The 13,324-nt window shown below is 55.8% G+C and carries 13 protein-coding genes; 6 read left to right on the top strand and 7 right to left on the bottom strand.

The window, feature by feature from the left end:
• Window positions 1-86: 86 nt before the first annotated feature.
• The 5 genes from ACR0NZ_RS03870 to ACR0NZ_RS03890 form a co-directional block, all read right to left on the bottom strand.
• Window positions 87-1,127, bottom strand: coding sequence for a substrate-binding domain-containing protein (locus ACR0NZ_RS03870; RefSeq protein ID WP_480517034.1), 1,041 nt, complete (start codon window positions 1,125-1,127; stop codon window positions 87-89).
• A 185-nt stretch (window positions 1,128-1,312) separates the two neighbouring features.
• Window positions 1,313-2,359, bottom strand: coding sequence for a sensor histidine kinase (locus ACR0NZ_RS03875; RefSeq protein ID WP_480517036.1), 1,047 nt, complete (start codon window positions 2,357-2,359; stop codon window positions 1,313-1,315).
• A gap of 28 nt (window positions 2,360-2,387) precedes the next feature.
• Window positions 2,388-2,912 carry a gamma carbonic anhydrase family protein gene (locus tag ACR0NZ_RS03880; protein ID WP_480472778.1) on the bottom strand — a complete coding sequence of 175 codons (525 nt, stop codon included), beginning with the start codon at window positions 2,910-2,912 and terminating at the stop codon, window positions 2,388-2,390.
• On the bottom strand, window positions 2,909-3,550 hold the full coding sequence (gene gmk / locus ACR0NZ_RS03885; protein WP_480476737.1) for a guanylate kinase: 642 nt from the start codon (window positions 3,548-3,550) through the stop codon (window positions 2,909-2,911). The genes ACR0NZ_RS03880 and gmk overlap by 4 nt, the downstream gene beginning before the upstream one ends.
• A 17-nt stretch (window positions 3,551-3,567) precedes the next feature.
• Entirely contained in the window at window positions 3,568-4,458 is an 891-nt protein-coding gene (locus ACR0NZ_RS03890) for a YicC/YloC family endoribonuclease (protein ID WP_480517038.1), read from the bottom strand.
• A gap of 244 nt (window positions 4,459-4,702) precedes the next feature.
• Between ACR0NZ_RS03890 and ACR0NZ_RS03895 the strand changes: the two genes are divergently transcribed.
• Window positions 4,703-5,377, top strand: coding sequence for a PAS domain-containing protein (locus ACR0NZ_RS03895; protein WP_480472782.1), 675 nt, complete (start codon window positions 4,703-4,705; stop codon window positions 5,375-5,377).
• A 69-nt stretch (window positions 5,378-5,446) separates the two neighbouring features.
• Here ACR0NZ_RS03895 and ACR0NZ_RS03900 read toward each other — a convergent pair whose 3' ends face one another.
• The gene (locus tag ACR0NZ_RS03900; protein ID WP_480493145.1) at window positions 5,447-6,817 is read right to left on the bottom strand and encodes a class II 3-deoxy-7-phosphoheptulonate synthase; all 1,371 of its coding nucleotides are present in this window, start codon (window positions 6,815-6,817) and stop codon (window positions 5,447-5,449) included.
• A gap of 169 nt (window positions 6,818-6,986) precedes the next feature.
• On the opposite strand from ACR0NZ_RS03900, the gene ACR0NZ_RS03905 reads away from it, so the two are divergent.
• A complete protein-coding gene (locus tag ACR0NZ_RS03905; RefSeq protein WP_480472786.1) occupies window positions 6,987-7,991 on the top strand; it encodes a GlxA family transcriptional regulator in 1,005 nt (334 codons plus the stop codon).
• A gap of 2 nt (window positions 7,992-7,993) precedes the next feature.
• Here the strand turns inward: ACR0NZ_RS03905 and ACR0NZ_RS03910 are convergent, their stop codons facing one another.
• Entirely contained in the window at window positions 7,994-9,091 is a 1,098-nt protein-coding gene (locus ACR0NZ_RS03910; protein WP_480517040.1) for a PQQ-dependent sugar dehydrogenase, read from the bottom strand.
• 154 nt (window positions 9,092-9,245) lie between these two features.
• Between ACR0NZ_RS03910 and ACR0NZ_RS03915 the strand changes: the two genes are divergently transcribed.
• From ACR0NZ_RS03915 to ACR0NZ_RS03930, 4 genes are all read left to right on the top strand, one after another.
• A complete protein-coding gene (locus ACR0NZ_RS03915) occupies window positions 9,246-10,427 on the top strand; it encodes an ABC transporter substrate-binding protein (RefSeq protein WP_209503916.1) in 1,182 nt (393 codons plus the stop codon).
• 106 nt (window positions 10,428-10,533) lie between these two features.
• On the top strand, window positions 10,534-11,322 hold the full coding sequence (locus ACR0NZ_RS03920; protein ID WP_209596275.1) for an ABC transporter ATP-binding protein: 789 nt from the start codon (window positions 10,534-10,536) through the stop codon (window positions 11,320-11,322).
• An 8-nt stretch (window positions 11,323-11,330) separates the two neighbouring features.
• Entirely contained in the window at window positions 11,331-12,161 is an 831-nt protein-coding gene (locus ACR0NZ_RS03925) for an ABC transporter ATP-binding protein (RefSeq protein ID WP_480517742.1), read from the top strand.
• Between the two features lie 726 nt (window positions 12,162-12,887).
• Entirely contained in the window at window positions 12,888-13,217 is a 330-nt protein-coding gene (locus tag ACR0NZ_RS03930; protein ID WP_480517042.1) for a hypothetical protein, read from the top strand.
• Window positions 13,218-13,324: the final 107 nt, after the last annotated feature.

Here is a 13,324-nt window from a genome sequence, read left to right on the forward strand (position 1 = left end):
ACCCCCATTTGGTCTTGGCCGGGAAAGCTAAAAAATGTGGGGGCGACAGGAATGCCGCCCCCCGGTATTTCGAACCAAAGGCGGGATTAGCTGCCCGAACCCATGGTAACTTCGTTGGCGATTGCATCCTGAGTCTTTGCCAGCTCAGGGTCCGCAACCAGACCATAATTTGCCAGAGGACCCGAAGCGCCTGCGATTTCGTCGTGGGTAAAGAACTGGGCGTATTCTTTAAGGCCGGGAATCACGCCGATATGGGCTTTCTTCACGTAGAAGAACAGCGGGCGCGAAACCGGATATTCACCGGTCGAGATGCTTTCGGTCGAAGGAGCGATACCCGACATGGTTGCCACTTTCAGCTTGTCGGTGTTGTTCTCGTAGAACGCCAGGCCGAAAATGCCGATGCCATTGGGGTTGGTGTCGATACGCGCCAGCGTTTCGGTGTAGTCACCATCGATGTCGACCGCCTTGCCGTCGGTACGAACAGCCAGACAAGCATCTTCTGCGTCGTCTTCGCTCATGCCGCCAGCAATCATGGCTTCCATCGCACCGGTCGCTTCACAACCGATCAGCAGAACTTTTTCTTCGAATACTTCACGGGTGCCGTGTTTGGTACCTGGAATGAAGCCAGCGATTTCTACATCAGGCAGTTCCGGGTTGAATTCGGCCCAGGTGGTGTAAGGGTTATCAACCACTTCACCGTCTTTCAGGACTTTTGCGCCCAGTGCGTTAAAGATGTCGGCAGGTTCAAAAGCGGTGAAGGCAGGACCGTTCTGCTGGCTTGCAAAGACGATGCCATCATAACCGATGCGGACTTCCATGATGTCAGTCACACCGTTTTCGGCGCAGGCCTTGATTTCTTTTTCACGGATCGCGCGCGATGCGTTTGCAATGTCGATGGTGTTTTCACCAACACCCTCACAGAAACGCTTCAGACCAGCTGACGAACCGCCCGATTCAACAACCGGGGTCGGGAAGTCGGTGTTCTCACCAAACAGTTCCGCGACGATCGACGCATATGGCAGAACGGTCGACGAACCGGCAACCTGAACGTTGTCACGGGCAGCAGCGGTGGTTGCCGAGACGGCGGTGATTGCCAGCGCAGAAGCCGACAGTTTTACAAAGGACATTTCAGTCTCCTTGAAAAGGTATGATTGATCACCCCCATGATGATCCTGCGTGCACCCCTAGGTGCCGTGCGTAAGCCTTTTGTGACAAGTGTGTAACGCTTTTATGACAACCCTCGTTTATCCGGAGATTTCAGGTCAAAAAAACGTAACGAGGCAGATTTTGAAGGGTGATAATGCGGGAAGGGCTACCGTGGTAAGATGACTGTAAAGACGGAACCTTTTCCCAACTCACTTTCCACGCGCAACCGTCCGCGGTGGCGATTGACGATGTGCTTGACGATGGCCAGCCCCAGCCCCGTTCCACCCAACTGCCGCGACCTGTGATTGTCGGCGCGATAGAAGCGCTCGGTCAGGCGTGGCAGATGCACAGAATCAATTCCTGGCCCCTTGTCGATGATCTTCACCCGCACCCCAGGCCCACGCATCGCCGCGTCACGCTCTGATGACAGAACGCTGACTGTGACGCTGCCACCGCTAGCACCGTATTTTATTCCGTTTTCGATCAGGTTGGTGAATACCTGACGTAACTGATCGCTGTCTCCGGTTACTGAAAGCGGGCCGTCCTGTGCGTCAAGCGTCAGCGTCACACCCGCCTCTTCCGCTAGGGGGCGCAACGAGTTAAGGGTGGATTGCAGCAGCCCTGTCAGCTCCAGCTGTTGCTTTGGGCGAACTCTTTCTTCGCTTTCCACGCGGTTCAGGGACAAAAGATCGCCAACCAGCCGGTTCATCCTGTTGGCTTCATCGGCCATGATTTGCAGGAACCGGTCACGCGCAGCCGGATCGTTGCGTGCAGGGCCGCGCAAGGTTTCAATGAAGCCCATCAGTGCCGTCAACGGTGTCCGCAATTCGTGACTGACATTGGCAACAAAGTCGCGGCGCATCTGACTTGCCTGTTCCAGGTGCGTGACATCTTGAAAAGTGGCCAGAATGGCGCCACCCGACACGGCTCCGACCCCGTTCATATATCGGCATTGCACATCAAATGTTGTGTCCTGAGCGCCATCATTGGAAAGATGACGCGCCGTCTTGGTTCCCTTCAACTGAAGGCTTTGCTCAATCGCTTCGAGAACCTGTGGCTGCCGCAGGATGGTCGCAAAATGCCGCCCTACAATATTCTGCCCCAGAAGGGTTTTTGCATCCGTATTGGCGGCAATGATCCGTTCGGTCTGATCCACCATCAGCGCGGGCATAGGAATGGCCTGAACATATCCATCAAGAAGGTTATCTGACATGCTTCAAACCCCGATCAATCCGCGCGTCTTACTGGACAGGTCTTAAGGTGTCCCGAAACCTGCGCATGTTTTCCTGATAGTGCAGCGCGCTTAGGGTAATCCGTTTTGCTGCGGCCTCGTCCAGCTGGCGCACCACTTTGCCCGGAGCCCCCATCACAAGGGAGTTATCCGGAATCTCCTTGCCTTCCGTGATCAAGGCCCCTGCCCCGATCAGGCAATTCCGTCCGATCCGGGCACCATTCAGAACAATCGCGCCCATTCCGATCAGAGTATTTTGTCCGATCGTACACCCGTGCAGCATCACTTTGTGTCCGATAGTGCAATTCGGACCGATCGACAAAGGGTACCCGGCATCGATATGCATGACGCAGTTTTCCTGAACGTTGCTGCCTGCACCAACGCGGATTTCCTCGTGATCTGCGCGTATCGTGCAGCCGAACCAAACCGAGGCACCCTTTTCCAGCACAACCTTGCCGATCAGGTTGGCATCGGGCGCAACCCATGTGTCCTCGTGAATATCCGGCATGTGCTCGCCTAACGCGAAGATCGTCATGACAGCCCCTCGAATTCGTTTTGAAGTTTGCGCACGTGTTGTTGCAGATTTGGCTGTTGAATACGGCGCATCCGTTCGGCGCTGACGATGGTCTTGAGCTTCTTTTCGGTCGCCTCAAGATCGTCATTGATCAGGACATAATCGTAATAGCCCCAGTGGCTGATCTCATCCCAGCTTTTGAGCATCCGCCGTGCGATAACTTCATCGCTATCTTGTCCACGCGATTCCAGACGGCGGCGCAGTTCAGGGATCGATGGCGGCAAGATGAAGATCGACAACGCATGCTTACCCAGATCCGAGTTGCGGATCTGAACCTCGCCTTGCCAGTCCACGTCGAACAGCACGTCCTTACCCGCGTGGATCGAACTACGCACCGGATCAGCGGGTGAGCCATAGAAATTACCGAAGACATGCGCATGTTCCAACATCTGGCCATCGGCGACCTTCTGCTTAAACTCGTCTTCAGAAAGAAAATAGTAATCCCGCCCATGTTCTTCCCCCGGACGCGGGGCACGGGTTGTGGCCGAGACCGAAAACTCAAGGTCCTTGTCCCAGTCCATCAGCCGCTTTGCCAGGGTGGATTTGCCTGCCCCGGACGGGGAAGACAGGATGATTAAAAGGCCTCGGCGATCCACCATATCAGTCGTTCCCATCATTATTCTACGTTTTGCACTTGTTCGCGCATCTGATCGATCACCGCCTTCAGTTCCAGCCCGACAGCCGTCAGTTCCGTACTCTGAGCCTTGGAACACAGCGTGTTAGTTTCGCGGTTGAATTCCTGCATCAGGAAATCAAGCTTGCGTCCGACAGCCCCTTCCTGCCCAAGCAACTCTCGCGCTGCGGCCACATGTGCAGACAGGCGGTCGATCTCTTCGGTAATGTCGGCTTTGACCGCGATCAAAGCCAGTTCCTGCGCGACGCGATCCGGGTCCGCGCCCTGCGCATTGTCCAGTACGTGCGCCAGATTGTCCCGAAGTGCCGCGGCCATCTTGTCCTTGCGTTGCACGGCCAGATCGGCTGCCTGCGCTGTCAGCGCCGCAACTTGGTCCAGCTGAGTGTTCAGCACGGCCGCCAACGCTTCGCCTTCGGCCTGGCGCATTCCGACAAAAGCGGCCAACAGGTCGTTGAAATCTTCGGTCAGGCGCGCCACCAGCGGAGCGGGATCATCCGCATCTGCGGTTGCATCCAACATGCCTTTCAGTGCCAAAAGGTCCGAGGCGCGCGCCGGTTCCAGAGCGATGCCGCGCGCAGCTGCCATCTTGTGTGTTTGCTCCAACGCACTCAGAGCAGCGGCCATAGCGACCTCGTTCAATGCCAGTTCCGAGGCAGAGTCCTCACGATTCAGACGCATTGAAAGGGTCACATTCCCACGGCTCAGGGATTTTGACAGCGTGGCCCGAAGGGCCACCTCAAGCCCGGTCAGCCATTCAGGGACGCGCAGGCGCATATCAAGGCCTTTACCGTTGACACTGCGCAACTCCCACGTCCAGCTATGCGGTCCGTATTCACCCTTCCCCGAGGCAAACCCGGTCATGGATCTGATCATGACTGTCCTTTCCTATAGCCTCACCCTTTTGGATGTTTGCCGCACCTAATGCGATTGACCGGTACAGAGCAAGAGTTGGCTGAGGCCGCATTTGTTTGGGGTAAGTTAACCATTCGTTAAAGAATTGCTCCAAAATTGAATAAACCCGAGTCAAACTACCCCTGGTAATGGCTTGCAGGCCACAAATGCTCCGGTTGTGTTGCATTTTATGAAAATGGCGGCCAATTGACGTAAGGGTTAAAAAATGAAAACCTTTTTCGGGACTGGTTCCGGGTCAGAATTTGGAAAGATCGTCGCAATGGATCGCTTTGACAGTGGGCGCAGCCTTACGCCGATCCGCCAGGCCGAAGCGTATTGGACTGCATTGCTGAGCGGTGACGGTGTTCCGATGCGGTCCCAGGTTGACCCGCGCGGGCTGGAAAACATACTCGAATATACTTTCATTCTTGAACGGATCGCCCCTGGACTGGCTCGGTTTCGCCTTGCCGGAAGTCACCTGAACGGGCTTGCGGGGATGGAGGTTCGTGGCATGCCTGTGACGTCCTTTTTTCAGCCCGATGACCGCGCCAGGATTAAGGATGTTCTGGAGCAGGTATTTGCAGCACCCGCCGTTGCCGAACTGGGTCTGGATTCGAGCGGGATACTGGGGCGTACCCGGATGCAGGCCTGCATGATCCTTTTGCCGCTCAAAAGTGATCTTGGCGACGTCAGCCGGGTTCTGGGGGTCATGGTCGCGGATGGAGCGATTGGTAAAACCCCACGCAGATTTTCGATTACGGATACGCGGATCAAATCGTTTTCGGAAATTCAGGCACCGGTTCCTGCTGCGCCTAAAACCGTTGACGGTTTTGCCGAAGACCAAACGGATTTCAAACGCGCGGCCAAACACCTTCGTCTGGTCGTGTCGCGCGATGACTGAACCAGTCTGAACACCCAGAACAAAAAACAGCGGACCGATGGCCCGCTGTTTTTCTTTCTTTTCGAACACTTAACTTGCGGCGCGTTTTGATCCGTTGCGGCGCAGGTTGGTCAGTTCTTCCGCCACAAGGAACGCCAGTTCCAGCGACTGAGACGCGTTCAGGCGCGGGTCGCAAGCGGTGTGGTAACGATCCGACAGATCCTCTTCGGTCACGGCCCGCACACCACCAGTGCATTCGGTAACGTCGAGACCGGTCATCTCGAAATGGACACCGCCAGGGATCGTGCCCTCAGACTGATGCACGCCAAAGAAATCGCGTACCTCACGCAGGACAGAATCGAACGGACGGGTTTTGTAGCCCGTGGCCGATTTGATGGTGTTGCCGTGCATCGGGTCGCAGACCCAAGTGACCTTGGCGCCTTCTTCCTTCACGGCCTTGACCAGACGCGGAAGGTGTTCACCCGCCTTGCCTGCGCCAAAGCGCGCGATCAGAGTCAGGCGGCCCTCTTCATTTTCGGGGTTCAGCTTCGACATGAGAACCTTGAGGTCTTCTGCCGTCGTCGTCGGACCACATTTCAACCCAATCGGGTTCAGAACGCCACGACAGAACTCGACATGTGCACCATCAGGCTGTCGCGTACGGTCGCCGATCCAGATCATGTGACCAGACCCGGCCAGCCAGTTGCCCGAGGTCGAATCCAGACGGGTCAGCGCCTCTTCGTACTCCAGCAACAGACCTTCGTGACTGGTGTAGAATTCAACAGTCGAGAATTCGTGTGTCGTGTCTGCCGTGATACCGGCCGCTTCCATGAAGTCGATGGTGTCCTGAATGCGATCTGCCACCTCAGAGTACTTCTGAACATCCTGTTCGTCGGTAAAGCCCAGAGTCCACGAATGGACGCGGCTCATGTCGGCGAAGCCACCAGTTGAGAAGGCACGCAGCAGGTTCAACGTGGCCGCCGCCTGCGTGTAGGCCTGCAACATCTTTTCGGGATTCGGGATCCGCGCTTCGGGCGTGAACGCCAGTTCGTTGATGATGTCACCGCGGTAGCTGGGTAGCTCGACACCATCCACAACCTCGGTCGGGGCGCTGCGTGGCTTTGCAAATTGGCCGGCCATACGACCGACTTTAACCACCGGCACCTTGGCACCATAGGTAAGAACCATCGCCATTTGCAGCATCACCTTGAAGGTGTCACGGATCGCATCGGCGCTGAATTGTTCAAAGCTTTCAGCGCAATCCCCGCCTTGCAGAAGGAAGGCCTCGCCGCGACCGGCGGCACCAAGATGTTGCTTGAGGCGCCGCGCCTCACCGGCAAAGACTAGCGGGGGATACTGCGAAAGCTGGGCCTCGACCTTGGCCAATGCGGCCGCGTCGGTATAGTCTGGCATCTGAACCCGGGGCTTGTTGCGCCAGTTCGATTTTTGCCATTCGGTCATAGCTTTGATCTCCGCTGAAGTGTTCAGGTCGCCTCTATACAAAAAGCAATGAAGAGTGACCATATCCCATTTGCGCCTCTTGACGCCGCAAACAAGCTTTGATCATGGTGACTGCCAAATACGCTGCGGGATACCAGGTTTTCCTGCGCAGAATTAAGGACATTTTGTCATGCAAGTGCAACGCCAAGCAGTCACGGTCGAAAATGCTGGGGCCACGCCCCGCCATTTCGTTTTTGTCCTGTTGGACAATTTTTCGCTACTGTCTTTTGCGTCAGCGCTCGACAGTCTGCGCATCGCAAATCGCATGGCGGACAAACAGCTTTATACATGGACACTTTCCGGTGAAGGCGGAAACTCGATTTCATGTTCGGCCGGGACCGAATTCAAGCTGGACCGTGATCTTGAGGAGTTGCAGCGCGACGATGTCGTTCTGATTTGCGGGGGCGTTGACGTACAGGCAGCCACCACCAAACGCATTCTGAACTGGTTACGACGCGAAGCACGGCGCGGATTGCGCATCGGCGGTTTGTGCACGGCTGCTTATACCCTGGCCAAGGCCGGGTTACTGGACAACAAGCGGGCGACGATACATTGGGAAAACTCAGACAGTTTCATCGAAGAATTCGATGAGGTCGAGTTGACGAAAGCTGTCTTTCAAATTGACGGCGGTCGTATGACAACGGCAGGGGGGACCTCGTCTATCGATCTGATGCTCAAGTTGATTGCAGACGACTTCGGCGAAGACCTGGCAAATGCGGTGGCGGATCAGATGATTTATTCGTCAATCCGGACAGATCAGGATACGCAACGTCTGTCGACACCGACGCGGATTGGGGTCCGGCACCCCAAGCTGAGTCAGGTCATTCTCATGATGGAAAAGAACATCGAAGAGCCGATCTCTCCTTCGATTCTGGCCAAGGAAGTCGGTATGTCGACTCGCCAGCTTGAGCGTCTGTTCCGGCGCTATCTCAGCCGCTCGCCCAAGCGGTACTATATGGAACTTCGCTTGCACAAGGCGCGGAACCTGCTGATGCAAACGGATATGAGCGTCATCAACGTAGCCCTGGCATGCGGCTTTGCCTCGCCCAGCCATTTCTCGAAATGCTACCGCGCACATTACAACACCACGCCCTATCGCGAACGCGGAGCGCAGAGCGGGCGGCTATCGGTGTAAGGTCACTCCGCCTTAGCCATTCTGTAAACCGCTCCCTGCCCAACCGAGATAAACCAGATCGACCCGTCTGGCGCTTCGACGATATCGCGGACGCGCTCGGTTTCAGGGCTTCTGATCTGTTCGGCCTCGTGCATCGGCTGAACGTGAAGCCGTGCGATATAGTCAAATTTCAACGACCCTACGAAGATATCACCCTTCCATTGCGGCCATAGCTTGCCGGAATAAACCAGCAGACCGGACGGCGCTATGGAAGGATCCCAGTAGTAAACTGGCTGTTCCAGCCCTTCTTTAGCTGTACCGTCGCCGATTTTTTCACCCGAATAATGCGTGCCATATGAAATAACCGGCCAACCATAATTCCGCCCTGCATGGGGTTGGTTGATTTCATCGCCACCCCGCGCCCCGTGTTCCGAGATCCAAAGTCGGCCAAGCGCGTCCAAATCCGCGCCCTGTGGATTTCGATGACCGTATGACCATATCTCGGGTTCGATATTCGATTGCCCGACAAAGGGGTTATCCGCCGGAACTGTCCCATCGCGATTGATGCGAATGACCGAGCCCATGGGATTGGACGGATCCTGTGCATTCTCCGCCTGTCCCCGTTCGCCCAAGGTCACGAATAATGTCCCGTCCGGCGTTTCGACCACACGGCTGCCAAAATGGCGACCACCTTTACCACCTGGCGATGCCTCGAAAATTACTCGAAGGTTCTGAAGGTTTTTGCCAGTCTCGGACAGGCGCGCAACCGCAACAGCAGTTCCTGCACCGTGGCCTTGCGGTTTTGCGAAGGTCAGAAAGACCTCTCGACTTTGATTGAAATCGCGTGAGATCGTGACGTCCAACAATCCGCCTTGCCCCAAAGTCGCGACCTTTGGAACGCCTGAAACATCCTCCACTTGTCTATTTCGAACATACAGCAACCTTCCATCCCGTTCCGTGACGAGGAAGCTTTCATCGGGTAAAATGCCAATCGCCCATGGGGTCTCCAACCCGCCAACCATTTCTTCCAGTTGGACCATCCCGGCTGAAACCGACAGCGTCTGGGCCGCGGCACTCAAGGCGCACAGTGAGAAAGAGAGAATCATCGCCGTTCTGAGCATTCTGGTCCCTTTCGGTGACAATCAGGGGTGAGTCCCAACAAAACAGATAGAATTTCAAACGAAAAAAACACGTTTGCGTTAGGACTTTTCTTTTCCGAACAGCTTGCCTAGGGTCGTCGCCAGAACGAATACGTTCACAACTGGGAGTAACCATATGAAAAAGCTGCTTACTGCAACTGCAGCAACTGCATTGCTGGCCGGCGCAGCCATGGCCGAAGATGTCAAACTGGGGATTTTGATCGGCTTTACCGGCCCGATTGAATCGCTGGCCCCTGCCATGGGATCAGGCGCGGAACTGGCAATCGCCGAAGTCAACGAATCCGGCAAGTTCATGAACGGTGCCAGCGTGGCTGGTGTACGTGCTGATACCGGCTGTATAGACAATGGTCTGTCCACCTCGAACGGCGAGCGTATGATCGCTGACGGCGTTGCAGGCATCATCGGCGGCGACTGTTCGGGTGTAACCGGCGCGATCCTGCAGAACGTTGCCATTCCAAACGGCATGGTCATGATCTCGCCGTCGGCGACCTCGCCCGGCCTGTCGACCATGGAGGACAATGGCCTGTTCTTCCGCACCGCGCCGTCGGATGCGCGCGAAGGTCAGGTTATGGCTGATATCCTCAAGGATCGTGGCATCAACTCGATCGCGCTGACCTATACCAACAACGACTATGGCAAAGGTCTGGCCGATGCGATCCAGACGTCCTTCGAAGCGGTTGGCGGCGAAGTGACCATCGTTACGGCGCACGAAGACGGCAAGGCCGACTATTCGGCTGAAGTTGGCGCGCTGGCCTCGGCCGGTGGCGACATTCTGGTTGTCGCGGGATATCTGGACCAGGGTGGTCTGGGCATCATCCAGTCGTCGCTGGACAGCGGTGCGTTTGACACCTTTGGTCTGCCCGGCGGCATGATCGGTGACTCGCTGCCCGCAAATGTCGGCCCCGACCTGAACGGCTCGTTCGGTCAGATCGCCGGGTCCGGTGGTGAAGGTGCAGAAAAGTACTTTGCACTGGCCGAAGCAGCCGGGTTTGACGGCTCGTCGCCCTATTCGCCAGAATCCTATGACGCGGCAGCGCTGTTCATGTTCGCCATGCAAGCCGCCGGTTCGACCAACCCCGCAGATTACGCGGGCAAAGTTATGGACGTCGCCAACGCACCGGGTGAAAAGATCTATCCGGGTGAACTGGCCAAAGGTCTGGAACTGCTGGCCGCCGGTCAGGACATCGACTATGTCGGCGCGTCCGGTGTCGAGTTGATCGGCCCCGGCGAAAGCGCGGGATCGTACCGCGAGATCGAAGTGACCGACGGCGAAAACAAGACCGTCAACTTCCGTTGATCCCGCATATCAAGCCATAAAATCAGACAGCCCGGGCCTTGTGTCCGGGCTGTTTCAATGACAAAAGGCTGCACCTCGTTTCACGGGGACAAGGCAAGGGGATACCATGATCGTCGTCGAGGACGTGCATAAGCATTTCGGCGGATTTCACGCGGTGGATGGGGCGTCGCTGGAAATCCAAAAAGGGTCGATCACCGGCCTGATCGGGCCCAACGGGGCCGGAAAAACCACTCTGTTCAACGTGATCGCCGGTGTTCTGCCTCCGACCAGCGGCAAGGTGGTCATGGATGGTGAAGATATCACCGGCCTGCCCCCGCATGAGCTGTTTCACAAGGGTTTGCTGCGCACGTTCCAGATCGCGCATGAATTCTCGTCGATGACCTGCCGCGAAAACCTGATGATGGTGCCCGGTGCGCAATCCGGTGAGGCGCTGTGGAATACCTGGTTCGGGCGCAAGCGCATCGCTGATGAAGAGCGCGCGCTGAAAGCCAAGGCAGACGAGGTGCTGGAATTCCTGACCATCGAACATCTGGCCGATCACAAGGCCGGTCAGGTATCGGGCGGTCAAAAGAAACTTCTGGAACTTGGACGCACCATGATGGTGGACGCCAAGATCGTATTTCTGGACGAGGTCGGAGCTGGCGTAAACCGCACCCTGCTGATGACCATCGCTGATACGATCCTGCGCCTGAACAAAGAGCGTGGTTATACGTTCGTCGTTATCGAGCACGACATGGATTTCATCGGCAAGATCTGCGACCCGGTCATCTGCATGGCCGAAGGAAAGGTTCTGGCCGAGGGCACTCTGGATGAGATCAAGGCAAACGAGCACGTGATCGAAGCCTATCTTGGCACCGGCCTCAAAAACAAAGACAAGCTGGAGGCCCAGACATGACCGCTGGCATGAGAGACAACCCCTATCAGGACGACAAGGGCAACAAGGACGCATCAATTACCAACACGCAAGGTATCGGTACAATGACGCCTGCCCATCGTAAAAGCGGTGCAACACACCGCGTTGAAGGCGGCCCGTTTCTGATCGGTGACACCATGACTGGCGGCTATGGCAAAGGCCCGGATATCCTGCACGACTGTACCATTGCCGTGGATAAGGGTGAGATCGCCGTTATCGTCGGCCCCAACGGTGCGGGCAAGTCAACGGCGATGAAAGCCGTGTTTGGGATGCTGGATGTGCGCGCGGGCTCAGTGCGTCTGGATGGCGAGGATATCACCAGCCTCACCCCACAAGACCGCGTGATCCGCGGTATGGGCTTTGTTCCTCAGACGTCGAACATTTTCACCTCGATGACTGTCGAGGAAAATCTGGAAATGGGTGCCTTCATTCGGCGCGACGATTTCTCGGACACGATGGAGCAGGTCTATGACCTGTTCCCGGTTCTGCGCGACAAGCGCAATCAGCCCGCCGGTGAGCTTTCCGGCGGTCAACGCCAGCAGGTTGCCGTGGGTCGCGCGCTGATGACGCAACCCAAGGTCCTGATGCTGGACGAGCCTACCGCAGGTGTCTCACCCATCGTGATGGATGAGCTTTTTGACCGCATCATCGAGGTCGCACGCACTGGCCTGCCGATCCTGATGGTTGAACAAAACGCCCGCCAAGCACTTGAAATCGCTGACAAAGGATATGTTCTGGTTCAAGGTCGAAATGCCTATACCGGGACAGGTAAGGAATTGCTGGCTGATCCGGAAGTGCGGAAGAGTTTCTTGGGCGGGTGAGAATGAAGTACCTTGCCAAATTCCTTGCGGTTTCCACCTTCTTTTTTGTGCCCGGAAACGGGTTCGCAGAAATTCTGCGTTTGAAGGCGAACGGTGTCGAGATGCACTGTATCGCAAAACACGATTGCAACCCACCTCTTGATTGCGGTGGCGATGATTTCAATGACTGCAAACAACGCAAGGGGTATTGCAAAGACTCCTGAGCTTCGCATTTCAGCCTCTTAAGGCGGAAGATACTAACGATCAAAAACCGTATGGCATGTTCGCGTTTGCTGGTCATGAAAAGTTCGTTTTAACGGGCGCAAAGATTGCTCTGGAAAACCAACAGAACGTAGTTTTGGTTTTGCTGAAGGGTCAACCGCCTTTGGATGAATTTGAGAACTGGAACGTCATGTTGTCAGATAACGGACGAATTAGTGTTCACGTGAAACTTACGAGCGGCATACCGTCTGTGGCTTCTTATCGTGGCGCTTGTCAGGTGCCCAATTAATGGGCTTCCTCACTCTTCCCGTTGTTTTTTGAGCAAACGGGCTAAGACTGAGCATGTGTTTCGCCCACGCTCAAATTATTCCGCCATCCCAAGATTTCCACGCGTCGGCTGCAATCCGGTCACATTGTGCGTTTAGCGCCGGGCGCTGTGAAGGAAACGGTTTCCCGGACAAACAAATCTGATTCCGAGAAATCAAGCGAACCTTCTGAATGAAAAACTCTATTCAGGACCCAAAAATGAAAAAATGGATATGGGTGGCCGTCGCCACTTTGTGCACGAACGCTGCAATTGCGGAAGAACGCCACTTTGTCTGCGTCTCAGACCGCGACGGCAGTGAAGTGCGCCTCAAACGGGCGTCGGAAGGAGACAAGGGCATCATCGAAACCGCAAGTGTTTCTGGCGACGCGATGGTCTTCAAAGGCGTTGGCAACATGACGTTTGTCTATATCCAGGGCGATGAGGTCATGACCTTTGTTGTGAACTATGACGACATGACCTTTGATCTTTCGGTCAAAGGCCCCAACGCGGGGACTGATCGCGGCGCTTGTACTGAAACAAACGCCTGAGCCCCTTCCGACCATCTCGACCACGCACCGGAATTGACCGGTGCGTGACTGAGCCGGGCTTGATGTGGAAAGTCCGTCCTTCTTGAAAGCTTTTCTAGGGTTTTTTC

It is taken from the genome of Ruegeria sp. AE3 (assembly GCF_056542225.1).

Bases quoted from the DNA above. Each gene is read 5' to 3' on its own strand.
- ACR0NZ_RS03870 (WP_480517034.1), bottom strand. From the start codon at position 1,127: ATGTCCTTTGTAAAACTGTCGGCTTCTGCGCTGGCAATCACCGCCGTC.
- ACR0NZ_RS03875 (WP_480517036.1), bottom strand. From the start codon at position 2,359: ATGTCAGATAACCTTCTTGATGGATATGTTCAGGCCATTCCTATGCCC.
- ACR0NZ_RS03880 (WP_480472778.1), bottom strand. From the start codon at position 2,912: ATGACGATCTTCGCGTTAGGCGAGCACATGCCGGATATTCACGAGGAC.
- gmk (WP_480476737.1), bottom strand. From the start codon at position 3,550: ATGGTGGATCGCCGAGGCCTTTTAATCATCCTGTCTTCCCCGTCCGGG.
- ACR0NZ_RS03890 (WP_480517038.1), bottom strand. From the start codon at position 4,458: ATGATCAGATCCATGACCGGGTTTGCCTCGGGGAAGGGTGAATACGGA.
- ACR0NZ_RS03895 (WP_480472782.1), top strand. From the start codon at position 4,703: ATGAAAACCTTTTTCGGGACTGGTTCCGGGTCAGAATTTGGAAAGATC.
- ACR0NZ_RS03900 (WP_480493145.1), bottom strand. From the start codon at position 6,817: ATGACCGAATGGCAAAAATCGAACTGGCGCAACAAGCCCCGGGTTCAG.
- ACR0NZ_RS03905 (WP_480472786.1), top strand. From the start codon at position 6,987: ATGCAAGTGCAACGCCAAGCAGTCACGGTCGAAAATGCTGGGGCCACG.
- ACR0NZ_RS03910 (WP_480517040.1), bottom strand. From the start codon at position 9,091: ATGCTCAGAACGGCGATGATTCTCTCTTTCTCACTGTGCGCCTTGAGT.
- ACR0NZ_RS03915 (WP_209503916.1), top strand. From the start codon at position 9,246: ATGAAAAAGCTGCTTACTGCAACTGCAGCAACTGCATTGCTGGCCGGC.
- ACR0NZ_RS03920 (WP_209596275.1), top strand. From the start codon at position 10,534: ATGATCGTCGTCGAGGACGTGCATAAGCATTTCGGCGGATTTCACGCG.
- ACR0NZ_RS03925 (WP_480517742.1), top strand. From the start codon at position 11,331: ATGAGAGACAACCCCTATCAGGACGACAAGGGCAACAAGGACGCATCA.
- ACR0NZ_RS03930 (WP_480517042.1), top strand. From the start codon at position 12,888: ATGAAAAAATGGATATGGGTGGCCGTCGCCACTTTGTGCACGAACGCT.